Consider the following 22,695-nt stretch of genomic DNA (forward strand, 5'->3'; position numbering starts at 1 on the left):
CGGCCGCGTGCCGCCGCCGCGGTGCCCGCCACGTCGGCGGGGTCGACGGCGTCGGCGGCGCGGCGCAGGGCGTGGAGGATCTCCATGCGGCGGCTGGAGCCGAGCGGGAGCTCGTGCATCAGCTCGTCGAGGACTTCGATGTCGTGGACCAGGTGCCAGACGTCGTCCTCGCGGACGGCTATCTCGGCCTGCCTGAGCCGGTAGAGGTGGTCGGGGCCCGCAGTCTCCAGCGAACCGTAATGGGTGTTGATCCCGGCGCTGCCGGTGATGGGCGGGTTGGCGGCGAGCTCGATGAGGAGGTCGACGTGGTCGCCTCCGGTGGCGGACTCGGCCAGGAGCACGCTGCGGTTGTACGGGTGCAGGCCCTGGACCGGGCTGCCGGCGGCGTCGTGGACGAGGCCCTCGGCCTGGCCGCCGGGGCCCTTGGTGAGGTCGAAGTCCAGGTCGAAGACGGCCTCGACGCGACGTCCCGCCCACGCGGCGGGGATCTCGGCGCTCGCCCGCATCCAGGTGGTGCACCAGGGGGCGCCCCAGGTGGAGCCGACCTGGAACGGCTCGTACGCGGCGCTCAACGCGTCGGCCACGGGCACGGGTTCACCCTCCACGAACCAGGCGCTGAGCGAGAGCGGCCGGGCGGCGCTGTAGAGGGCGGGGCGGACGACCCGGTCGAGCAGCTTGCGGATGCGGTCCTCGATGATCCGGCGGTCGTCATGCACGTGCGTGGTCCTTCCAGCTGTCGTGGGCTTCGGGCTCGGGGGCGGGCAGGCGGATCGTGTCCCTCGTACCGTCCGCCCAGGTCACGTCGGCGAGGAGGGCGGTGCCGTCGGAACGGCCGGCGACGGTCGGCAGCGCGGCGGGGTCGCTGCCGCCGAGGTGGATCACGGCGACGTGGAGCGTGCCGTGGGCCACGGGGCCTTCGCTCTCCACGACGGGGGTGGCGGAGAGGGCGCCGAGGGCGTTGCTGTCGCTGCCGGGGACGATGCGGACCCGCGGGAGTCCGTGCACATCGGCGACGAGCGAGACCAGGCCCTCGCTGTTCTCGACCCGGGCGGCGTCGCCGTGAGGCGGAAGGCTGTCGACGGCCAGTGCCCAGCCGCCGATCCGCAGCACGTGACCGGGCCCCGGATCGCCGTCGACACGTACGGCACGGACCTCGACGGAACCGCGCAGCGCGGAGCCGACGGTGAGCCAGGGGCCGAGTACGTAGGGGGCCTCGGGGCCGCCGAACACGTCCCAGGTGGTGTCGTCGAGCCAGTGCGCGCGCGACCGCGAGACGGCGGTGGTGTCGTCGAGCGCGAGACGGGTGGCGGGCCGGCGGTGCGAGGCGCGCCCGACCGCGTCGAGCAGTACGACGGCGTTGTCGAGGGGTTCGGCGGCCGCGCTGCCGCCGGGGACGGTGGGGTCGCCGGGTGTCTCCGGCGCGGTGTGCGTGGAGTAGGCGAAGCGCGCGTACGCGGGGTCGTCGGCGTGCGGGCGGGCCGGGTCGGTGTGGTCGCCGCCGTGGTTCACGACACGGACGACGCCGTCCGCGGCGGTGCCGGAGACGAGCCAGCCGGGTGCCGCCAACGCCCGTGAGAAATCGCCCTGTTCGACCGCGAGGGGTGTCGCTTCCTGTGTCCACACCGGATGGTCCGGCGCCAGGGCGAGACCGAGGAAGCCCTTGCTGGCCCAGTACGGAGAGGCAGGGCCGGAATAGCTCTGCAGGACGCCGCGGAAGGGCCGGTGCCAGCCGAGCGTGAGCAGGCCCTGCGCATTCAGCGCCCCGTGGTGATGGAAGTGGTCGAGCATGCGGGTCGCGAGTGCCCGGGTCTCTCCCGGCGCGAGGGGAGTGGCGTCGAACAGGGCGCCCGTCCACACGGAGGCCAGCGCCGCGTGCCGGTAGGTGAGCGAGCGCCCCTGGACCAGCGGGGAGCCGTTGGCCCCGACGAGGAGCCGCTGGTCGGCCAGGAACCGGCGCAGCCGCTCCCGGTAGCGGTCCAGAAGAGCGGCAGGCGCCTCGTCGCCCAGGATGCGGCAGAACCACAGCGGGTACAGGTGCATCGCCCACCCGTTGTAGTGGTCGAAGTTGCGGTGCCCGGCGCCGGTGAGCCCGTCGGAGTACCAGCCGTCGCCCGCGTACCAGCCGTCGGTGAGCGCGATCGTCCGGTCGAGGTCCTGCTGGAGCCACGACCCGCCGACCGTACGGGCGAACGCCTCGGTGACGGCCTGGAACCAGATCCAGTTGTTGCCGGGCATCAGGTTCCCGACCATCGGCGCGAGCCAGTCGAGGATCCGCTGCCGGACGGGCGCGTCGAGCCGGTCCCAGATCCACGGCTTCGTCTCGTGCAGCGCCAACGCGACGGACGCCGCCTCGACCTTCGCCTGGTTGCACTCGGCGAAGGACGGCCAGCGGTCCGGGTGCTGCGGGTCGGTGCCGGCGGTGAGGCCGGCCGCGTACCACCCGGCGAGGTCGTGCGGGTCCGCGCCCGCCGCCCCCGCCAGCCGGAACGCGGCCAGCAGGAACGTGCGGGCGAACCCTTCGAGCCCGTCGCTGTGCACGCCGTTGTGGCTGGCCGTGCCGGGCAGGTGGATCAGGCCGTGGCCTTCGGTGGCGTACGGGCGGACGGCGAGCAGCATGTCGTCGGCCGTCCGCTCCCAGTGGGCCCGGTCCTCGGCGGGGGTGCGGTGGTGCATCAGTGGCGGGTCTCCCATGCCTTCTCGAACTCGGCGCGGATCTGGTCGCCCGCTTCCTTGCGCCAGGTGCGCATGACGCCGTCCCACTCCTTGAGGGGGACGCGGCCCTGCATGACGCCCTTGCGGGTGTCGTCCAGCGTCTTTTGCAGCAGGGCGGACTTCTTGGCGTTGGTGGGGGAGTAGAGGGCTTCGGTGGGATTGGGGACCAGCCGTTCGACGGCGTCCTTCTGGAACGCGTACTGGGTACGGACGACCTCCGGCTTGGACGGGTAATACAGCGTGAACGGTGCGTCCGTGGCGAAGGTGGTCGGCAGGGTGACCTCGGCCGTGCCCTTCGGCGTGAGGATCGGGTCGGCGCCCTTGACGGTGTGGTCGGGGCCCTGGACGCCGTACTTGCGCAGCAGGTAGCTGTCCGTGCCGAAGGGCGCGGCGAGGGCGTTCATGGCGCGCAGGATCTGCTTGATCCGTGCCTTGGGGGCCTTCTTGATGATGAGGATGCCGTAGTAGGACTGCCCCGCCCAGTACGTGCTCTTGCCGCCGTCCCAGGCGGGCGGCATCAGATAGCCGAGGTCGAAGCCCTTCGCGGTCGGCCCGTACGTCGTGTAGTAGTCGTTCCACGCGGCGGCGCCGTCGGGGTTGATGACGAGGCGGCCGGTGCCGAACCACTCCTTGACCTTGCCGACGACGGTGTAGGCGTCCGGGTGCATGACGCCGGCCTTCGTCATCTGGCGGACCGCGTCCATGGCCTGCTTGGCCTCGTCGCTCTCCAGCCAGAAGGTGAACTTCCCGTTCTCCTCACGCCACTTGTTGGGCCCGCCGAGCATCTGCATGGTCGTGTCGAACGCCGTGATGGGGTCGCCCATCGCGTACTGGTTGTTCTTGTGGTCGGTGACGTCCTTGCAGAGCTGGAAGAACTCCTTCCAGTCGCCCGGGTTCGGGTCGACGTCCCGCTTCGCCATCAGGTCGCGGCGGGTGAAGACCGGCCCGCCGGAGACCGGCCGGGGCATGGGGATCCCGTAGATGCCGCCGTTGAGGACGCAGGGTCCCCAGGACGCCGTCGGGATGTTCGCGAGGTAGGGGTAGTCGCGGATGTTGTCGCCGGACAGGTGCGGGGTGAGGTCCTCGAAGAGGGCGTCCAGCATGCCCGGCGTCGCCGCGGCGTTGTCCTTCGGCGGCAGCATCAGCATGGCGTCCGGCAGGTCGCCGCCCGCGAGCGTCACGGCGAACTTGTTGGGGTAGTCGCCGACCGGTGTGATCTCGAAGTTGAGGTCGCAGCCGACGTGCCGGTTGAGCGCCTGCCACATGGTGTTGCTCTTCGCGGGCGGCGGCACCGGATTGAAGATCAGCGTCATGATGTCGATGCCGGGGCCCTTGGCGGGCGGTCCGTCCGGGAATGCCGTGACCGGGTCTGCGGGATAGTGCGTGTAGCCGACCGAGACGCCGGCCGCGGTGGCGGGCATCGACGTCTTCACGCCTTGGTAGGGGAGGTACGTGGGCAGGGGCGCGCCGGCGTTGGCGGCTTTGGCCGAGACCGGCTTGTAGTCACCGCATCCGGCCAGGGCGAACCCGGCCGCGACACCGGTCGCCGAGGCGAGAAAGCCGCGTCGGCTCATGGAGGGCTTCATCACAGTTATCCCTTCACCGCTCCGACCATCACGCCCTTGTTCATGTGCCGCTGCAGGAAGGGGTAGACGATCACGATGGGCACGATCGAGAGGACGAGGATGGCCGCCTGCAGCGACTGGGCAGGGGGCAGCGGTGCGCCGGCCGCGACGTCGACCTGACCGCCGCTGAGGGCCGCGTTGTTGACGACGTACGTGCGCAGGACCATCTGCATCGGCCACTTGGCGGCGTCGTTGATGTAGAGCAGCGCGTTGAAGAAGGCGTTCCAGTACGTCACGGCGTAGAAGAGGCCGATGACCGCGACCGACGCCTTGGACAGCGGGAGCACGATGCGGGTGAGGATGGACAGTTCGGAGGCGCCGTCGATGCGGGCCGAGTCGATGAGTTCGCGGGGAATGCCCATGAAGAAGGAGCGCAGCACGATCACGTTGAACGCGTTGATCATGGTCGGCAGGATCAGCGACCAGTAGCTGTTGATCATTCCGAGCTGCTTGACCATCAGGTAGCTGGGGATGACGCCCGGCACGAACAGCATCGACATCAACAGCAGTACCAGGATGGGTTTGTGCCCGAAGGAGCCCGGTCGGCTGAGCCCGTAGGCCAGCGAGATGGAGCTGAGCAGTGACAGGGCGGTGCCGACGACGGTGACGCCGACGCTCACGAGCATCGCCTTGGAGACCAGTCCCCCGGACAGCAGCGCCGAGTAGGCGGAGAAGCTCGGGTCGTCGGGCCACAGGACGTAGCCGCCGGCCTTGGTGACCTGTGCGGTGTCGGCGAGCGAGGTGGAGATGATGGCCAGGAACGGCAGCAGCACCAGCACCACGCAGACCGTGAGGATCAGCGTCTTGAGGGCGCGCCACGGCGGGGACCCGGGGGTCTCGCCGGGGATGGCGCTGTAGGCGCGGCGCGGCTTGCGGCGGACCGGGTGGGTGGGCGACAGCGTTGTCATGACTTGTAGACACCTTCCTCGCCGAAGAGGTGGGCGATCTTGTTGGCGCCCAGGACGAGCACCACTCCGACCAGCCCCTTGACGAGGCCGACGGCGGCGCTGACTCCCCAGTCACCGCCGATGAGGCCGTGGTTGTAGACGTAGGTGTCCATGACCTCGCTGTTGTCCAGGCCGACGCCGCCCTGCTGCAGCAGGATCTGCTCGAAGCCGACCGACAGGGCGTCGCCGAGGCGGAGGATGAGCAACAGGATCACCAGGCCGCGCAGCGCGGGCAGGGTGACGTGCCAGGTCTGTCGCAGTCGGCTGGCGCCGTCCATCGCGGCGGCCTCGTAGAGGTCGTTGTCGACGCGGGAGAGGGCGGCGAGGAAGAGGATGGTGCCCCAGCCGGTGTCCTTCCAGATGACCTGGGAGGTGAGCAGGGACTTGAACAGCTCGGGGTTGCCGATGATGTTCCAGGTGCCCAGGTCGTGTGCCTGCAGGAACAGGTTGAGCATGCCGGTGTTGCCCAGCATCTGCTGGAAGAGGGCGACGACGACCACCCAGGACAGGAAGTGGGGCAGGTACAGCACGTTCTGCACCCACTTCTTGACGCGCTCGCTGACCAGGCTGTTCAGCGCGAGGGCGAGGAGGACGGGAGCGGGGAAGACGAAGACGACCTGGATCAGCGTCAGTTGCAGGGTGTTGACCAGGGCCCGCAGGAACTGCTCGTCCCCGTTGAAGAGGACGTCGAAGTTGTGCAGACCGTTCCAGGGACTGTGCAGGATGCCGATGTAGGGCTGGTAGTCCTGGAACGCGATGACGTTGCCGAGCAGCGGCACGTAGTGGAACAGCAGCAGGACGATCAGTCCTGGTATCGCGAACCAGAACAGGGCCTTGTCGCGGCGGCCGGCCGGACGCAGACGGCGCGGCCGACGAGTGTCCACCCCTCTGCCCTCCTCGGCCGCCGGGGCGGCCGGTCGTTGAACCGTTGTCATGAGCTGGAGCCCTTTCCTCATCGAAAGACGGCGTTCCGCGCCACCCCCCGGTCCGCGGGCGGTGGCGTACATCGCGTGGATGTGCTGGTGGTGCCGGGCGGTCGGCCGCCCGGCACCACCGTCGACCGGCGGCTCAGGCCAGTCGGGCGAGTGCTTCTCGCGTGACCCGGCCGTGCAGCGGTTCGCCCGCCAGCCAGCGCGCGGTCTCGGCGACCGCGTAGCTGCCGAGCCGGCGCACCTCGGCGCCCTGGGCGCCCGCGATGTGCGGGGTGAGCAGCACATTGGGCAGCGAGCGCAGCGGATGGTGCGGTGCTAACGGCTCGGGGTCCGTCACGTCGAGATATGCCTCGATGCGGCCCGAGACGCATGCGCGCGTCAGGGCGTCGGTGTCCACGATGGCGCCCCGCGCGGTGTTGATGAGCGCGGCGCCGTCGGGGAGCAGCGCCAGCAGTTCGGCGCTGAGCAGGCCGGTCGTCTCCGGCAGCAGGGGCGCGTGCACGCTCACCACCGCCGAGCGGCGGCACAGCTCGGTGAGTCCCACCGGTTCCGCTCCCAGCGCCCGTGCCTCCTCGGGCGTGACGTACGGGTCGCTGAGGAGGATCCGGTAGTCCGCGTCGGAGCGCGCCAGTTCGGCGATCACGCCGCGGCCGATGCGGGAGGCGCCGATGATGCCCACGGTCAGCCCGTCGCCACCCGAGCGCAGGGTGTGGTCCGGCCACCCGCCCCCGTAGCCCGCCGCCATGGTCAGCGTGCGCCGGGCGGCGAGCGTGATCAGGGCGGCGGTGTACGCGACGACCGGACCGGCGTTGGCGTCGGCGGCCGACGAGACCACGATGCCGCGCTCCCACACCGCCTCGCTCACCAGTGACTTGACGGTCCCCGCGGCGTGCAGCACGACCCGCAGCCGTGGCGCCCCGGCCAGTACCTCGGCCGTCAGCTGCGGACAGCCCCAGCTGCTGACCAGGACCTCCGCCGAGGCGAGCTCCTCGGGAAAACCGGCGTGCACCACCTCGCCCGACGGGTCCGGGATCAGCCGCACCAACTCGCCGAGGCGGCCGCGCAGTTCGTCCGGCAGGACGAGACCGGCGATGTCGGGGCTCATGACGCACAGCGCCGTGGGGCGGTCCGCGCGTGCCGAGGGGGATGTCATGGCGCTCGTCCTCTCAGGCGCGCGGCAGCCGCAGGGTCACCATCTGGAACGGCCGCAGGGCGAGCGCCACTTCGCCGCCGGACACCGCCGGCGAGGTGACGCCGGCAAGCGGGCGTTCCAGCAGGTCCGTGCGGACCACCGACGAGGTGTCGAAGCCGTCGACGCGGACGGTGGCGCGGGCGCGGGCCCCGTGCGCCTCGTACAGGCGGACCACGAGGTCGCCGCTGCGGTCGTCGGCGAGCTTGACCGCGCTCACCACGACGGCGTCGTTGTCGACCGTGACCAGCGGTGCCACCTCGGCGGCGCCGCCGGTGACGCGGCGCTCGGGGAGATGGGCGCGGTGGCCCTCGCGGACCGCGTCGCCGATCGTCGCGCCCGGCACCAGCGCGTGCCGGAAGCGGTGCACGCCCTGGTCCGTCTCCGGGTCCGGGTAGCGCGGTGCGCGCAGCAGCGACGCCCGCACGGTCGTGGTGGTCCCGCCGCCGCTGCGTACCGCACGGGTCACGTCGTGCCCGTAGGTGGCGTCGTTGACGAGCGCGACGCCCCAGCCGGGCTCGTCGACGTGCACGAAGCGATGGTTGCAGGCCTCGAACTTGGCCCACTCCCAGCTGGTGTTCTGGTGGGTGGGCCGGAAGACGTGCCCGAACTGGGTCTCCGACGCGTACCGGTCGGCCTTCACGTCGAGGGGGAAGGCGAGCTTCAGGAACCGCTCGCTCTCGTGCCAGTCCACCTCGGTCGCGATGTCGAGCCGCTTGGCGCCCTTCGGCACGGAGAGCAGCTGGCTGACGCGGGAGCCGCCGAAGGCCCGCTCGATCCGCACCGATGTGCCGTCGACGTCCAGAGCAGTGACGTCGACGAGGTCGCTGCCGGTGTTGCGGTAGAAGGCGTCGACGTCCCAGGCGTCCCACTGGTTGGGGAAGTCGGGGTGCAGCTGGAGCAGGTTGGCCGCCTGCCCCGGGGCGATCGCCTCGCGCTCGGCCGCGTGGTCGTAGACGGAGACGACCAGGCCGCGCGCGTCGATCTCCACGCACAGCAGACCGTTGTCGAGGACGAAGCCGCCCCCTTCGCGCGGTACGGGAGGCACGCCGCCACCGTCGGATGCGGTGGCGGACGCGCCGCCGGCAAGAACACCGCGGCGGGCGTGCGGCGCCGGGTTGAAGACCAGCTCGCGGGTTCCGGTACCGGCGAGCGCGCGCTGGGCGCCCGCGATGATGTCTTCCAGCTCCTTTGCCAGGCGCGCGTACGTCTCCCGCGCCTCGCGGTGCACCCAGGCGATCGACGAGCCCGGCAGGATGTCATGGAACTGGTGCAGCAGCACCGTCTTCCAGATCCGGTCGAGGTCCTCGTAGGGATACGGTGTTCCGGCCCGGGCCGCTGCCGTCGCCGACCACAACTCGGCCTCCGTCAGCAGGGATTCGCTGCGCCGGTTGCCGCGCTTGGTGCCCGCCTGGCTGGTGAGGGTGGCGCGGTGCAGCTCCAGGTAGAGCTCGCCGACCCACACCGGCGGGTCGGGGTACTCGGCCTGCGCCTTGGCGAAGAAGTCGGCCGGTGCCTCCCACCGCACGGTCGGCGCGCCCTCCAGGCTGCGCAGCCGGGCCGCCTTCGCGACCATCTCCCGCGTGGTACCGCCGCCGCCGTCGCCGTAGCCGACGGGGGCGAGGGAGTGCCTGGCGTTGCCCTTTTCCTTGAAGTTCCGTGCTGCGTGCGCGAGTTGGACACCGGTCATCTCGCAGTTGTACGAGTCGACGGGCGGGAAGTGGGTGAAGATCCGGGTGCCGTCGATGCCCTCCCAGTCGAAGGTGTGGTGCGGGAAGGAGTTGGTCCTGCTCCACGAGATCTTCTGGGTGAGGAGGCGGTCGGAGCCGGCCGCCTTGATGATCTGCGGGAGGCCCGCGGCGAAGCCGAAGGTGTCGGGCAGCCAGGCCTCGTCGTTCTCGATGCCGAACTCGTCGAGGAAGAACCGTTTGCCGTACACGAACTGACGGGCCATCGCCTCCGAGCCCGGCATGTTCGTGTCCGACTCGACCCACATGCCACCGACCGGCACGAAGCGGCCCTCGGCGACGGCCTTCTTGACCTTCGCGTAGACCTCGGGGCGGTGCTCCTTGATCCAGGCGTACTGCTGGGCCTGCGACATGGCGAAGACGAAGTCCGGTTCGTCTTCGAGGAGTTGTGTCATGTTGGACGTGGTGCGGGCGACCTTGCGCACCGTCTCGCGCAGCGGCCACAGCCACGCGGAGTCGATGTGGGCGTGGCCGACGGCGCTGATGCGGTGCGCGGCCGGTGCGGCGGGCGTGGCCAGCACGTCGGCGAGTGCGTCCCGGGCCGCTTGGGCGGTGCCGTTGACGTCCTGGAGGTCGATGGCGTCCAGCGCGCGGCTGACGGCGCGCAGCAGCTCCCAGCGGCGGGCGCCGTCGACGGGAAGTTCCGCCATCAGCTCACCGAGGACCTCCAGGTCCATGACCAGGTTCCACACGGTCTCGTCGAACACGGCGAGCACCATGTCGCCGAGGACGTACTGCGGCGCGTCGCCCGCGGTCGCCTTCTCGCCGAGCCGGGTCGGCCGGAAGGGCACGCCGTCCGCTTCGAGATCGGGGTTGGAGGCGGCTTCGATGCGCCAGTGGACCTGCTCGCCGCCGGTCACCGGGGCGCCGACGCGGACGTAGTTGTTCCGCGGGTGCAGGCCCTTGACCGGGGTGCCGTCGGGTGTGTACACGAGGCCCTCGCACTGGAAGCCGGGGGTGCGCGGGGTGAAGCCGAGGCCGAGCACGGCCTCGACCGTCCGCCCGGCCCACTCGGTCGGCACCGTGCCGGTCACCTTGAACCAGCTCGTGCCCCACGGCGTGCCCCACGGGGTGCCCGGCGCAATGGGGCGGGTGGGCGCGGTCAGCCCCTCGGGGACGGGGACGGGTTCGCCCGCCGTGGACCAGATCTCCACGGTCAGCGGGGTGGTGGCGGGGTGGACGGCCGGCCGGATGCGCTCCCTGAGGACGCGGTCCAGACGTGCTTCGACCAGGTTCCGGTCGTCGTGCATGAAGGGGGTCTCCTGTTGGTACGCGCGGGCGGCGGGGCGGGTGCGGTGTGCTGATCGACAGGTCGCTCAGTCGGTCACCGGGGCGGGACGCTCGCAGGTGCTGGTCACGGGCAGGGCGCGGTCCTGATCCGCCGCGTCCATGAGGGTCAGCATGACGTCGAGGACGTGCGCGGCGAGTTCGGCCGAAGCGCGGTGCGGGCGGCCGGAGTCGAGCGCGGCGGCAAGGTCGGCGAGCCCGGTCCCGCGCCCCGCGTCGCGGTACCCGGCGCGGACGGGCAGGGCCGTCCAGCCGTCGCCGCGGTGGATCTCGACCGGGCCGTCGAAGGTGTTCGGGTCGGGCACGGACAAGGAGGCGTCGGTGCCGTGCACCTCGATGCGGGGGAGGCGGGCCGCACGTACGTCGAAGCTCATGATGAGCGTGGACAGGGCGCCGCCCGCGTGCTCCAGGACGCCGGTGATGTGGGTGTCCACCTCGACGGGGAAGGTGTGCCCGGCGCGGGGGCCGCTGCCGATCGTGCGCTCGGCGCGCGGCCGCGAGGAGGCGCCGGTGACCCGCACGACCGGGCCCAGCAGGTGGACGAGGGCCGACAGGTAATAGGGGCCCATGTCGAGGAGCGGGCCACCGCCCGGCCGGTAGTAGAACTCCGGGTCCGGGTGCCACTTCTCGTGGCCCGCACCCGTCATGAAGGCGGTGGCCGCGACGGGCCTGCCGATGAGGCCGTCGTCGATCGTCCTGCGCGCGGTCTGGGTGCCGGTGCCGAGGACGGTGTCGGGCGCGCAGCCCACCCGCAGGCCCGCCTCGCGTGCGGCCGCGAGCACGGCGTCGGCCTCCTTGCGGTGCGCCGCGAGGGGCTTCTCGCCGTACACGTGCTTGCCCGCGGCCAGCGCCTGGAGGGCGACGTCCGCGTGGGCGGCGGGGATCGTCAGATTGAGGACGGCGTCCACGTCGTCGCGGGACACGAGGTCGGCGACCGTGGGTGCCACGGCGACCGGTCCCTCGTACTGCGTGGCGAGGGCCCGCGCGCGGCTGTCGTCCAGGTCGGTGACGGCGGTCAGCCGTACGTTCGTCAGCCGCGCCAGTGTCGAGAGGTAGGCGCCGCTGATCTTGCCCGCGCCCACGATGCCGATGTTCAGCGGCTCGCCCACAGCAGTCCCCTCTCGGTCAGTGTCCGGACCTCCGGCACGTCGAAGTCGTCGGGCTTGTGCCCGATGGTGGAGACGAAGACGCGGCCCGCGCCCCAGGTCCGGGTCCACACGGCAGGCATCACCGCGGGCCGGTCGTGCAGGTCGTCGGCGGGGAAGGTGGTGGTGGCCAGGACCTCGATGTGCGGGTCGGTGAGCATCCAGTACTGCTCGGTGTGGACGTCGAAGTCGGCGAGGCCGGCGAGGACCGGGTGGTCGGCGCGCTCGGGCAGCAGGTGCACGGTGTGGTCGTGGAAGCCCGGTGGGTGCATCACGAACTTCCCGCCGGTCAGCAGGTGGTAGCCGTGGTCGTGGAAGCAGTCCACGATGCCGCCGTGCCAGCCTGCCAGACCGGTGCCCGCCCGCACGGCGGCGGCGAGGTTGTCGCTCTGCTCACGGGTGATGATGCCCATCGTCCAGCACTGCACGATCAGGTCGGTGGCGGCCAGCCGCTCGGTGTCGTCGTACACGGCGAGGTCGTCCGCCGTCTCGACCGAGAAGCCCTGCTCCTTGAGGAACGGCACGAAGCTGTCGCTGATCGTCACGGGCTGGTGCCCGTCCCAGCCGCCGCGGACGACGAGGGCCCGTCGGGTGTCGGTGGTCAAGGTGGTTGCACGCTCCCATCGGCGCCGCACGTGCGGGGTGCGGCATTTCGGGGTGGCTCGGACCGCGCCCGGCGGATCCGGCTGAAGGCGGGAGGCCCGTGGTCGGACGTGCCGGGTGCGAGAGGGCGAACGTATGAACCGGCTCCCTGCTTTGTCAATATGCTGTACTAACTACCTTCGTCCGACGGGGAAATGGAGCAGGGCACTCCTTCGTCGCCGCGAACTCCCCGGACCTGCAGGCACGTTCGCAGCCCGGCGGTACGGCCGACGGTCAACTCCTCCACGTGCGGGAAACCTCGTACGACGGGACCGGCCGGGCGGATGGGGCTCCCTGGCTCACGAGCGCGATGCGCCTGGTCAGAGCCGGGGCGTAGCAGGAACATGCCGGGTGGACCGCCGCCCGCCCGTGCCCCCGGCCCCGCGGCCGCATGGTGTGCTGCGCAGCCTTCCCGCCGACCGTGCCGTGACCCGGCCTCGCGCCAACTCGTCGGCAGAAGCCGTGAATTGGGCCTGTCGCACGCATTGACGTAAGTCAAGAGGATGGACTTTCATGTCCGCCCAGTGACGCCCTGACGGCTCACCCCACCCCCGCACCCCGACCGCCGCACAGGCGAACGAGAGGTCACACATGCAGCACCGCACCCTCCGGCGGCTCTCCCTCCAGGTCGCATGTGCCGCACTGCTCGGCGCGGGCGCGCTCACCGTCCTCCCCGACAGCCAAGGGCACGCGGTGCCCGTGGCCGCGACCGGCGCCGACTCCCGGGCCACGGCCGGAGCCCGTACCCCGTTCGTGACGATCGAGGCGGAGTCCGGCACGCTCGGCGGCGGGGCCCGGACCCACGCCATCACGCCCGGGGACCCCGCACCCACCAGCGCCACACCGGAGACGGAGGCATCCGGCTACGCCTACGCGAAACTGGAGAAGACCGGGCAGTCCGTGACGGTCACCAACACGACCGGCAAGCAGGCGAACACGCTCGTCGTGCGCGCCTCCATCCCCGACGCACCGCAGGGCGGCGGCATCGATGCCTCGCTGAATCTCTATGTCGACGGCACGTTCCGCCAGGCGATCACGGTCAGCTCGAAGCAGGCGTGGAACTACCGGCACGCCACCACCAACGCCGACGACCCGAACGCCGGCGGCGCGGCCTACCGCTTCTACAACGAGTTCCCCGTCCGGGTGGACGGCGCCCCCATCCCGAAGGGCGCCACGCTCACGTTCAAGAAGGACGCCGACAGCACCGCCGCCTACTACGACGTGGACTCCGTCGACCTGGAGGACGTCGGGCCCGCGCGAGCCCGGCCCGAGGGGGCGCTGTCCGTCGTCGACCAGGGCGCCGACCCGACGTTCCGCAAGGACTCGACGCTCGCCATCCAGAAGACCGTCGACACCGCCCGGGCACAGGGCAAGCCGGTCTGGATCCCGCCGGGCAAGTACCTCACCAACAGCTTCGCCGGGGCCGCGCCGCTGGACTTCACCGGCGTCACCGTGCGCGGCGCAGGCATGTGGTACACCACGATCTACCGCAAGCCGCCCCTGCCGGCCACGCAGCGCTCCCAGATCCTCGTCGGCTCCGGCACCCGCCTGAGCGACATCCAGATCGACGCCAACGCCGTCTACCGGGACGTCCGCGGCCCGGGCGGCTCCGACTACGGCATCAACGCCAGCGGCGCCAAGGGCTGGCTGGTGGAGCGGATCTGGACCCGGCACACGGACGCCAACTGGCTGTCGGGCACCGGCGGTACCCTCCGCGACAGCCGCACCGCGGACTCGTACGGCGACGGCTTCAACATCAACAACAGCAACACGCCCAGCCCCGACAAACGCGGCGACGACATCACGGTCGAGAACAACTTCGCGCGCAACACCGGCGACGACTCCTTCGCCGTCTACTCGGACTCCGGCACCAACGGCGACAACGGCCAGCTGAGCGGCGCCCGGGTACTCAACAACACGGCGATCGCGCCCTGGTGGGCCAACGGCCTGCGGATCGCCGGAGGCAAGGACATCCAGTTCAGGAACAACCTCGTGAAGAGCGTGTCCTCGAACAGCACGCTGGAGGTCGGTGTCTTCGGCGACTCGGGCCACCCGTTGGAGTCCGCCACGGTCAGCGGCAATGTCCTGCTCGGTGGCGGCGGCTGGAACGGCGTGCGGCACGGGGTGCAGATCGGCTCGCCGGCACCGACGTCGAACTTCCCCGACGCGTTCACCCACGTCGTCATGACGGACAACGTCCTGCGCGGCGCACTGCGTGCGGGCCTGTTCATCACCAAGAAGAACGTCGACGTGACGCTGCGGAACAACACCATCGACGGCCCCGCGAGCCAGGGGATCTGGGTCGCCACGGGCGTCACCGGCACCGGGGCGTTCTCCGGCAACAAGATCGAGCACCTGCTGCCGGGACAGACCGGGCTCCAGAACGACTCCCAGGGCACGTTCACGATCACGGACTGACGCGCGGCGGGCCGCATGCCCGCCCCTACACAGGAGTTCCCATGAACACCACCCTGTCCAGACGCGCGGCCCTGCTCGGCGGCGCCTTCGCGACGGCCTCTCTCGTGCTGCGCCCGGCCCCCGCCTCCGCGGACGTACCGGGGGAGTCGAACGGCGGCGTGCGCATCATGCCGCTGGGCGACTCGATCACCGACGGCTTCACCCCGTACCCCGGGGGATACCGCGTAGGTCTCTGGCAGCGCCTGGCCGCCGGCGGCTACACCGTCGACTTCGTCGGTTCGCAGTCCAACGGCCCCGCCGAACTGGGCGATCACGATCACGAGGGTCACTCCGGCTGGCGCATCGACCAACTGGACGCGAACATCTCGGCCTGGCTCCAGCAGAGCGACCCGCGGACCGTCCTGCTGCTCATCGGCACGAACGACCTCAACCAGAACCACGACATCGCCCACGCGCCCGACCGGCTGTCGCAGCTCATCGACCACATCCGCACGGGCCGGCCGCGCTGCGAACTGTTCGTCGCGACGGTCCCGCCGCAGTCCAACGCCACCTTGGAGAGCAGGGTCAGGGCGTACAACGCGGCGCTTGGGCAGCTCGTCGCCACCAAGGGGCCGCGCACCCATCTGGTCCGGATGTACGACGCGCTGACCACCGCGGACCTCGCCGACGGCATCCATCCGACCCAGGCCGGCTACGGGAAGATGGCCGCCGTCTGGTACCAGGCGCTGCGCGCCGTCCCCGGCTCGCTCGTGCCGCTCGCGCTGCGCCCCGACGCACCCGGCGGCGGCCGCCTGCACCGCTCCCGTGCGGCTTGAACCCGATCCCCCCCCACCAGCAAGGAGCTGAAATGGCTGAACACGCCCACAATCGGCGGAGTTTCCTGCGAGGCGCCGGCGCGCTCGGCGCGGCAGGAGCTGCGGCCTGGGCAGGCATCGGCAGTCTCACGTCGGCCGACGCACAGACCACGCACTCCCCGAGCGCCGAGCCCGCCGGTCCGCACACGAGCGCGGCCGGCCCGGTGAAGGGGAAGGTGTACGTCGGCTACCAGGGCTGGTTCGCCGCGACCGGCGACGGCTCCCCGATCAACACCTGGACGCACTGGTCCAGGGGCACCGCACCCTCGCCCGGCAACCAGACGTTCGAGCTCTACCCGGACACGTCGGCCTACCCGGCCGCGTCCCTCTTCAGGACGGGATACGCGGCACTGGGCAACGGCAAGCCCGCCACCTTGTTCAGCTCCTACTCCACGGCGGTCATCGACCAGCACTTCCACTGGATGCAGCAGTACGGGATAGACGGAGCGGCCCTGCAGCGGTTCGGCAGCGACGTCAGCGCGGTCGACCAGCCGCGCTTCAAGCAGCGCAACGACATCCACGGCAAGGCGCGCGACGCCGCGCAGAAGTACGGGCGCGGCTTCTACATCGAGTACGACATCAGCGGCCTCACCGACGCGAACCTGGTGGCCACGCTGCAGAAGGACTGGACCGACACCGTCAACGGCACGCTGCACCTGCCCGACTCCCCGGCCTACGCACGCGAGGGCGGAAAGCCCGTCGTCCACCTGTGGGGCCTGGGCTTCCCCAACCGCCCCGGTACGGTCGAGAGCAGTCTGGAACTCGTCAACTGGTTCAAGAGCAAGGGCGCCTACGTCATCGGGGGCGTCCCCCGGGGCTGGCGCACCGGCGCGGGCGCCAAGCCCGGCTTCGGTCCCGTCTACGCGGCCTTGAACATGGTGTCCCCCTGGAACGTCGGCAACTCGGGTGTCGACCAGAAGCTGTTCGACGACGACATGGCCGCACTGAAGGCCAACGGCCAGGAGTACCAGCCCGTCATCTATCCCGGATTCGCCTGGTCCAACTGGAACGGCGGCCCGCGCAACGAAATCCCGCGCAAGGCAGGGGACTTCATGTGGCAGCAGGCCGCGGCCGTCGCCCGGTGCGGTACGAAGTCGGCGTTCATCGCGATGTTCGACGAGTACGACGAGGCCACCGCCATCGCACCGGCCGCGACGGACAAGTCGATGATCCCCGCCGACCAGTACTTCCTCACCCTCGACGCCGACGGGACGAGCGTCTCCTCCGACTTCTACCTCCGGCTGGCGGGCGAGGCCACCAAGATGATCAATGGGTCGACCGGCATCACGCCTACCGTGCCGATCCCGCCCAAGGCCTGACCGAGCCGCCGCGGGCGGAGGCGACCCGACGCGCCCTCCGCCCGCGGCCCGACGACGATCCCCTGCCCCCGAGGAGCATCAGTGCCGCCGTCCCACACCCCGCCCGACCGTCCCCTTTCCGGTTCCGTCGGGCGCATGCGCATCATGCCCCTCGGTGACTCGCTCACCGACGGGCACCAGGCGTACCCCGGTGGCTATCGCGTCGCACTGCGCCGGCTGCTGACCGCGGACGGCTGTGCCGTCGACTTCGTCGGCTCCCTCGCCAACGGCCCGGACGACCTGGTCGTGCGCCACCACGAGGGTCACTCCGGCTGGCGCATCGACCAGGTGGACGCCCACGTACGCACATGGCTGCGCACGTACGTGCCGAACACGGTGCTGCTGCTGATCGGCACCAACGACCTCAACCAGAACTACGACACCGCGCAGGCACCGACGCGCCTGGCCCGGCTCATCGACCACATCCAGGAGGCCCGCCCGGCGTGCGAGGTGTTCGTCGCCACGGTTCCGCCGCAGCCCAGCTCCACGCGCGAGCGACGCGTCACGGCTTACAACGCGGCCCTTCGCGACGTGGTCGCCGCGAAGGGGGAGAGAGTGCACCTGGTGGACGTGTACGACGCGTTGACCACAGCGGACCTCGCTGACGGCCTGCACCCCAGCCGATCGGGCCACGAGAAGATCGCCCGGGTCTGGTACGACGCCCTGTGCCCGGTTGCGCATCCCGGGTCAGCGTCGGCGCGAGGACCTGTTCTTCGTCCAGCTCGCTGCGCCGGCGAGATGCAGGGACAGCAGGATGAATCCGACCAGCATGATGTTCACCGAGGTGAAGACGTCATTGGTCGAGATGTCCGCTGCGTTGATGAGGAAGGAGATGAGGAACAGTACTGCGGCGATGACGGCGAGCATGGCAACTCCTCTGGTCGGCCTGCCGGTTCGGAGTTCCCGTCTTTTGCATGACCATCCCTGGTCCGGACCGGTCAGCTGAGTTCCCCCCCGGTCAGGGGCACATGGTCGTGTCGGTGCACGCGGCTCCGAGTGCTCCGGGAGCGGAGAGCGGCATCTGTACGTACGACGCGTCGTCGCCACCGTGCCGGATGCGGTAGACCCCGCCCACCAGGTTCACCGTCTGGGCGGCGGACGGGAGGAGCGCGGGGGAGTCGTTGGTGGAGATCGTCACGCGGATGCGGTGACCGGCCGTGACGGTGGCCTGCGTGGGGAACACCTCGACGTCGTAGCCGGTGTCGGTGTTCCGTGGTGCGTGGTCGACCGACGCGCGCGTGTGCGGGTGGTACGGCACGAGCGTCGTGCCGTCCGGCGCGGACCAGGTGCGACGGGGGTCGAGGGCGCGGTGCGAGCCGAGCAGGGCACCACGGCTCAGGGGTGTGGAGGTACCGTCGGGCGAGACGTCCTCGAGCCGTACCACCCACTCGCTGTCGCGGGTGTTGACCCTGGCGCTGAGGTGCGCGCTGACCGGCCCGGCGATCACTCGGGGTTGCCGCAGCGGCGCCGTGGTGTAGGTCTGCGCGTACGGGGCCTGCTGCGTGCCGCGGTCGTCGGTGTTGCACGGCGAGGGCGGCAGCCCGGCCTCGTCCCGTGCGTTCTGGTCGCTGCCGAGCAGGAGGAACTGGGTGACGGACGGGGTGCACAGCGGTGCGTTGGTCCATGTGATCGCGTCGGTACCGGAGTCCGTGGGCGCGGTCGCGCCGAGGGTGTTCCCCGCGCCGAGGTACATGCGGGTCGGTTCGGCGCCGGCGAACGGGTAGGTCGCGCCCTGTGTCCACGTCCCCGTCGTCCTGTCGACGGTGCGCAGCGGCGTCTTGGTCGCGGTGACGCCGTTGTCCACGCCCTTGAGCCAGTGATCGAACCACCGTAGTGCGACGGCGTTGACCTTGATCCGGTCGGGCGAGGCGGGCAGCCCCAGTTGGTTGTGGTACCAGTCGCCGTAGATCAACTGGAATCGCGGATCGGCCTTCTGCCCGGCGTCCATCGGCGCGGAGACCGGCCGTCCGGCGGCGGCGTTCTGCAGGCCGGCGTAGAGCTGAGGGCCGCCGCGCTGGAAGGCGTCCCGCCAGCCGCCCAGGATCATGGTGGGGACGTCGCTTGCGACGATGTCCCCGAGCACGTGGTGCGGACTGCGGTCGTGCCAGTAGGGCTCGTCGTACGCGGCCGGTCCGCCGAGGGCGACCTCCGCGACCGGGAGCGCGCCGAGACCGCCGAGATGCCCGGTCATCACCGACAGGAGGCGGGTGACGTCCGCCGGAGTGCGGGCGGTCCGCAGGGCCTCGGTGAGGGCGTTCTGTTCGCTCAGCGGGAGGTTGGCGAGTACGAACTCCGCCAGCAGGAGCGGGTTGGTGACTCCGCCCGGAGCCGCTGCGTCCCGATAGATGTCGTCGGAGGGCACGATCGGCATGATCGCCTTGAGGGGCGACTTCGGCCCGATGCGGCCGGCCAGCAGCAACTGGTCGATCCCTGCGTACGATTCCCCGATCATGCCGACGGAGCCGGTCGCACGGGGCAGCTTGGAGGCCCAGTCGACGACGCGCGCACCGTCGGCCGACTCCTGCGGTTGCGCGAACGACCACGTCCCGCCGGAGAGTCCGGTCCCGCGGACGTCGACGGTGGCGTGGATGTAGCCGTGCTCGATGAGGTCCGTGTCCTTTCCCATGCCGACGTCCCCGCGTTCGGGGTCCGTCTCGCCCTGGTCCTTGCCGTACGGGGTGAGCGTGAGGACGACGGGGAACGGGCCGCGGGCCGGTTCGCCGGTGGCGGGATCCGTCGGCGCGTAGACGTTCGCCTCCAGCACCACGCCGTCGCTCATGGTGATCGGCACGTTGTGGGTCACGCCGACGCCGTAGGGCGGTGCGCCGGGGAGGGCCGTCGCGGGAGGAGCGAGCGCGAGGCTGCCCGCCGCGGTGACGGACGCGAGGAACAGGGCTGCGGAGCGGGTGCGGCTCGACATCGAAACCTCCTGGGCACAACTGACTAGTCAGCGCTGACTAGTTCACGTTAGTGTGTCGCCGCCCCCACCCGCCAGGGCCGTGCACCACCCGGCCCGAGGCTCCCTCGGAGGAGCACATGACGCGTACCGAACTCACCGGGCAGGCACGTCACTTCACTCCAGCGGTACGACTTCGCCGGCTGCTCCCGCTCCTCCTCGCGGCGGTCGCCGCCATGACCGCCGTGTTCAACGGCGTCCAGCAGGTGCTGGTCCCCACCCAGGTCGAGGCGCTGGACCCCGCCGACAAGGTGGGAAACCTGGCCCTGTTGACGACGTTCGCGGCCGTCGCCGCGCTGGTGGGCCTTCCGCTGGGCGGCGCGCTCTCGGACCGCACGCGCTCGCGCTTCGGCCGGCGCACGCCCTGGATCGTGGTGCTCTCCGGCATCTCGGGAGTGCTGATGATCGCGATGTCGCAGAGCGCGCATCTGCTTCTGCTCGGGATCGTGTACGCGCTGCTGTGGCTCGCGGCGAACATGTACCAGGGCGCCCTCATCGCGATCCTGCCCGATCGCGTCCCCGAGGAGCGGCGCGGCGTCGCCTCGGCCCTCGTCGGCCTGGGCACTCCTGTCGGCGTGCTGATCGGCGTGAACGTCGCCAGCCGCGCAGGGCACTTCTGGGGCTATGCGATCACCGCTGTCGTGCTCGTCGCCGCGAGCCTGGCGCTCGTACTGGGCGTGCGGGAGGGATCGTCGCTCGCTCCCGCCACACGGCGCGAACGCCTGCCCGCGCAGCGCCGCGGGATGCGCGGCTTCTTCGAGGCGTTCCGCAGCAGGGACTTCACCTGGGCCTTCGTGAGCCGCTTCGCCCTGTTCCTCTCGTACTTCACGGTCAGCGGCTACCTCTACTACACGCTGACCGACTACATAGGCAAGGACGATGTGCCGGGCGGCGACGTCGGAGTCGCCGTCAGCAACCTGCTCACCCTCACCACCGTCGCCTGGGTCGTGGTCGCCACCTTCCTCGGCTGGCTCGCCGACAGGATCGACCGCCGCAAGCTGTTCGTGGGCATCTCGGCCCTCGGTCTCGCGGCCACGTTCTGCATTCCGGTGATCAGCGCCACCTGGACCGGCATGGTCGTCTACTCGGTCTTCCTCGGCATCTTCATCGGCACGTACTTCGGCGTCGACCTGGCCGTCATGTCCCTCGTCCTGCCGCACCACGACCGCGTCGGGCGGGACTTCGGCCTCCTGGCAGTCGCGACCGGCCTGCCGCAGATCGTGTCGGGCGCGCTGGCGGGCGGCCTGCTCACCTTCTTCGGCGGATACACCGCCCTGTACGTGTTCGGCATCGTCACCGCCCTGATCTCCGGCATCACCATTTCCTTCGTCAAGACGGTCCGCTGAGTGCGGGCAGGGAGAGGACACGACATGGCGTTCGTGATCACACCGTCCGGAGCCCGTATCGCCTGGGACGCCTTCGGCTCCGAGGACCTGCCGCCCATGGTGCTCATCCAGGGCCACGGTGCTCAACTCCTGGGCTGGCGAGAGGGGTTCTGCGAACGCCTGGTCCAGGAGGGCTTCCGCGTCATCCGCTTCGACAACCGCGACGTCGGACAGTCGCAGCGCTACCCGGAGGGAGGTTACGAGCTGAGCGACCTCGCGGACGACACCGCGGCGCTGCTCGACGGTCTCGGTCTCGGCTCGGCCCACGTCGTCGGGCAGTCGATGGGTGGCATGGTCGCTCAGCAACTCGCCCTGCGTCATCCGCACAGGGTGCGCTCGCTGGGACTCCTGTACACGGCGCCGTCGCTGCGGTACTTCCGCGGGCGGGCCGCGGTCGAGGGGCGCACGGCCGCCGCCGCCCCGGCGAGCCGGGACGCGTTCGTCGCCCAGTACCTGGCCGCGGAGGCGGTCTGCCGGTCGACGGCGTACCCCCAGGACACCGCGTGGCTCACCGCTGTCGGGGCAAGGATCTGGGACCGGGGCTGGGAGCCCGGCGGGCCGGAACGCCAGCTGCGGGCCCTGCTCACCACGGTCGACCACGACGAGATGCTCCGCGCGCTGCGGGTGCCCACGACGATCCTGACCGGCGACAGCGACCAACTGGTCGACCCGGCGGCTTCCGCGCGGTTGCGCGAAGTGATCCCGCGGTCGACGCTCACGGTCTTCCCCGGAATGGGCCACGAGCTGCCGGAGCCGCTCTGGGACGAGATCGCCGCTCTGCTGGGCGCCGGGGCGCGGCGCGGTCGGTCAGCCCGTACTGGTCGGTCGGGGCAGGCGCCACGGTAAATTTGGTGGCATGGCCTCCTCTCACTCCGCTGCGCTGCCGGTGCAGCAGCGGGCATGGAACACGCGCGAGCGCATTCTGGCAGCGGCAGTCGCCTGTCTCGCCGAGGACGGGTACACCGCGACCACGACCTCGCGCATCCAGGAGCGCGCGGGTGTCTCGCGCGGCAGCATGCTCCACCAGTTCCCGGCGCGCGACGACCTGCTGATCGCGGCGGTCCAGCACCTGGCGCTGCAGCGCACCGGTGAGATCGATGTCCCGAAGGCAGCAGGCACCATCGACGACGCCGTCGAACAGATCTGGATGAGCTACCACGGTCCGCTGTTCCGCGCCGCGCTGCAACTGTGGGCCGCGGCTCAGCACAACCCTCAGCTCGCCGATGCGCTCAGGCCGCAGGAGCACGAGCTGGGCCGCCACATCCGTCGTCTGGTCGTCGCCCTGTTCGGACCGGAGCTCGTCGCACACCCCGACTTCGCCGATCTCGCGCCCGTGCTCCTGTCCAGCATGCGGGGTGTCGCCCTGACCTACACCTTCGAGCCGCGGGACCACAGAAGTGATCCGAACCTCGACGTGTGGAAGCGACTGGCCCACCGCGTCCTCGACGCGGAACCCGGTGGCGGGAGCTCCGGCCGATGACCTGAGGGGCGTCGTGT

16 protein-coding genes and 2 pseudogenes are annotated in these 22,695 nt (G+C 70.8%); 7 read left to right on the forward strand and 11 right to left on the reverse strand.

Annotated features, from left to right (window positions below; all coding sequences use genetic code 11):
• From G3I40_RS32065 to G3I40_RS32105, 9 genes and pseudogenes are all read right to left on the reverse strand, one after another.
• Positions 1 to 716 (reverse strand): annotated as a pseudogene (locus G3I40_RS32065) (alpha-mannosidase); the annotation flags it as partial.
• Positions 709 to 2,691: a DUF2264 domain-containing protein gene (locus G3I40_RS32070; RefSeq protein WP_239092065.1), complete on the reverse strand. Its 1,983-nt coding sequence runs from the start codon at positions 2,689 to 2,691 to the stop codon at positions 709 to 711. The gene G3I40_RS32070 and the pseudogene G3I40_RS32065, both read right to left, overlap by 8 nt.
• Entirely contained in the window at positions 2,673 to 4,286 is a 1,614-nt protein-coding gene (locus G3I40_RS32075) for a substrate-binding domain-containing protein (RefSeq protein WP_239092066.1), read from the reverse strand. The genes G3I40_RS32070 and G3I40_RS32075 overlap by 19 nt, the downstream gene beginning before the upstream one ends.
• A 17-nt stretch (positions 4,287 to 4,303) precedes the next feature.
• Positions 4,304 to 5,245, reverse strand: coding sequence for a carbohydrate ABC transporter permease (locus G3I40_RS32080; RefSeq protein ID WP_164306129.1), 942 nt, complete (start codon positions 5,243 to 5,245; stop codon positions 4,304 to 4,306).
• On the reverse strand, positions 5,242 to 6,168 hold the full coding sequence (locus G3I40_RS32085) for an ABC transporter permease subunit (RefSeq protein WP_343245083.1): 927 nt from the start codon (positions 6,166 to 6,168) through the stop codon (positions 5,242 to 5,244). The genes G3I40_RS32080 and G3I40_RS32085 overlap by 4 nt, the downstream gene beginning before the upstream one ends.
• Before the next feature lie 184 nt (positions 6,169 to 6,352).
• Positions 6,353 to 7,369, reverse strand: coding sequence for a hydroxyacid dehydrogenase (locus tag G3I40_RS32090; protein WP_164306131.1), 1,017 nt, complete (start codon positions 7,367 to 7,369; stop codon positions 6,353 to 6,355).
• Positions 7,370 to 7,382: 13 nt separating this feature from the next.
• Positions 7,383 to 10,403 (reverse strand): glycoside hydrolase family 38 C-terminal domain-containing protein, encoded by a 3,021-nt coding sequence (locus G3I40_RS32095; protein WP_164306132.1) that lies wholly within the window; start codon positions 10,401 to 10,403, stop codon positions 7,383 to 7,385.
• 66 nt (positions 10,404 to 10,469) lie between these two features.
• Positions 10,470 to 11,549: a Gfo/Idh/MocA family oxidoreductase gene (locus tag G3I40_RS32100; RefSeq protein WP_164306133.1), complete on the reverse strand. Its 1,080-nt coding sequence runs from the start codon at positions 11,547 to 11,549 to the stop codon at positions 10,470 to 10,472.
• On the reverse strand, positions 11,534 to 12,190 hold the full coding sequence (locus G3I40_RS32105; protein ID WP_164306134.1) for a ThuA domain-containing protein: 657 nt from the start codon (positions 12,188 to 12,190) through the stop codon (positions 11,534 to 11,536). Before G3I40_RS32105 ends, G3I40_RS32100 begins: the two co-directional genes overlap by 16 nt.
• A gap of 628 nt (positions 12,191 to 12,818) precedes the next feature.
• Between G3I40_RS32105 and G3I40_RS32110 the strand changes: the two genes are divergently transcribed.
• From G3I40_RS32110 to G3I40_RS32125, 4 genes and pseudogenes are all read left to right on the forward strand, one after another.
• Positions 12,819 to 14,645, forward strand: a complete 1,827-nt coding sequence (locus G3I40_RS32110) for a glycosyl hydrolase family 28-related protein (RefSeq protein WP_164306135.1) — start codon at positions 12,819 to 12,821, stop codon at positions 14,643 to 14,645.
• 41 nt (positions 14,646 to 14,686) lie between these two features.
• Entirely contained in the window at positions 14,687 to 15,460 is a 774-nt protein-coding gene (locus G3I40_RS32115) for an SGNH/GDSL hydrolase family protein (protein ID WP_164306136.1), read from the forward strand.
• Positions 15,461 to 15,492: 32 nt separating this feature from the next.
• A complete protein-coding gene (locus tag G3I40_RS32120) occupies positions 15,493 to 16,818 on the forward strand; it encodes a glycoside hydrolase family 71/99-like protein (RefSeq protein ID WP_164306137.1) in 1,326 nt (441 codons plus the stop codon).
• 144 nt (positions 16,819 to 16,962) lie between these two features.
• Positions 16,963 to 17,493, forward strand: a pseudogene (locus tag G3I40_RS32125) (SGNH/GDSL hydrolase family protein); the annotation flags it as partial.
• 51 nt (positions 17,494 to 17,544) lie between these two features.
• Here the strand turns inward: G3I40_RS32125 and G3I40_RS47515 are convergent.
• Positions 17,545 to 17,724 carry a hypothetical protein gene (locus G3I40_RS47515; protein WP_164306153.1) on the reverse strand — a complete coding sequence of 60 codons (180 nt, stop codon included), beginning with the start codon at positions 17,722 to 17,724 and terminating at the stop codon, positions 17,545 to 17,547.
• 91 nt (positions 17,725 to 17,815) lie between these two features.
• Positions 17,816 to 19,777 (reverse strand): CocE/NonD family hydrolase, encoded by a 1,962-nt coding sequence (locus G3I40_RS32135; protein WP_164306138.1) that lies wholly within the window; start codon positions 19,775 to 19,777, stop codon positions 17,816 to 17,818.
• A gap of 116 nt (positions 19,778 to 19,893) precedes the next feature.
• On the opposite strand from G3I40_RS32135, the gene G3I40_RS32140 reads away from it, so the two are divergent.
• The 3 genes from G3I40_RS32140 to G3I40_RS32150 are packed head-to-tail and all read left to right on the forward strand — an operon-like array spanning position 19,894 to position 22,678.
• Positions 19,894 to 21,159, forward strand: a complete 1,266-nt coding sequence (locus G3I40_RS32140) for an MFS transporter (RefSeq protein ID WP_164306139.1) — start codon at positions 19,894 to 19,896, stop codon at positions 21,157 to 21,159.
• 24 nt (positions 21,160 to 21,183) lie between these two features.
• Positions 21,184 to 22,044 (forward strand): alpha/beta hydrolase, encoded by an 861-nt coding sequence (locus G3I40_RS32145; protein ID WP_164306140.1) that lies wholly within the window; start codon positions 21,184 to 21,186, stop codon positions 22,042 to 22,044.
• A 10-nt stretch (positions 22,045 to 22,054) separates the two neighbouring features.
• On the forward strand, positions 22,055 to 22,678 hold the full coding sequence (locus G3I40_RS32150) for a TetR/AcrR family transcriptional regulator (RefSeq protein WP_164306141.1): 624 nt from the start codon (positions 22,055 to 22,057) through the stop codon (positions 22,676 to 22,678).
• The last annotated feature ends 17 nt before the right edge of the window (positions 22,679 to 22,695 follow it).

Source organism: Streptomyces sp. SID14478, assembly GCF_010548525.1.
Lineage (GTDB): Bacteria > Actinomycetota > Actinomycetes > Streptomycetales > Streptomycetaceae > Streptomyces.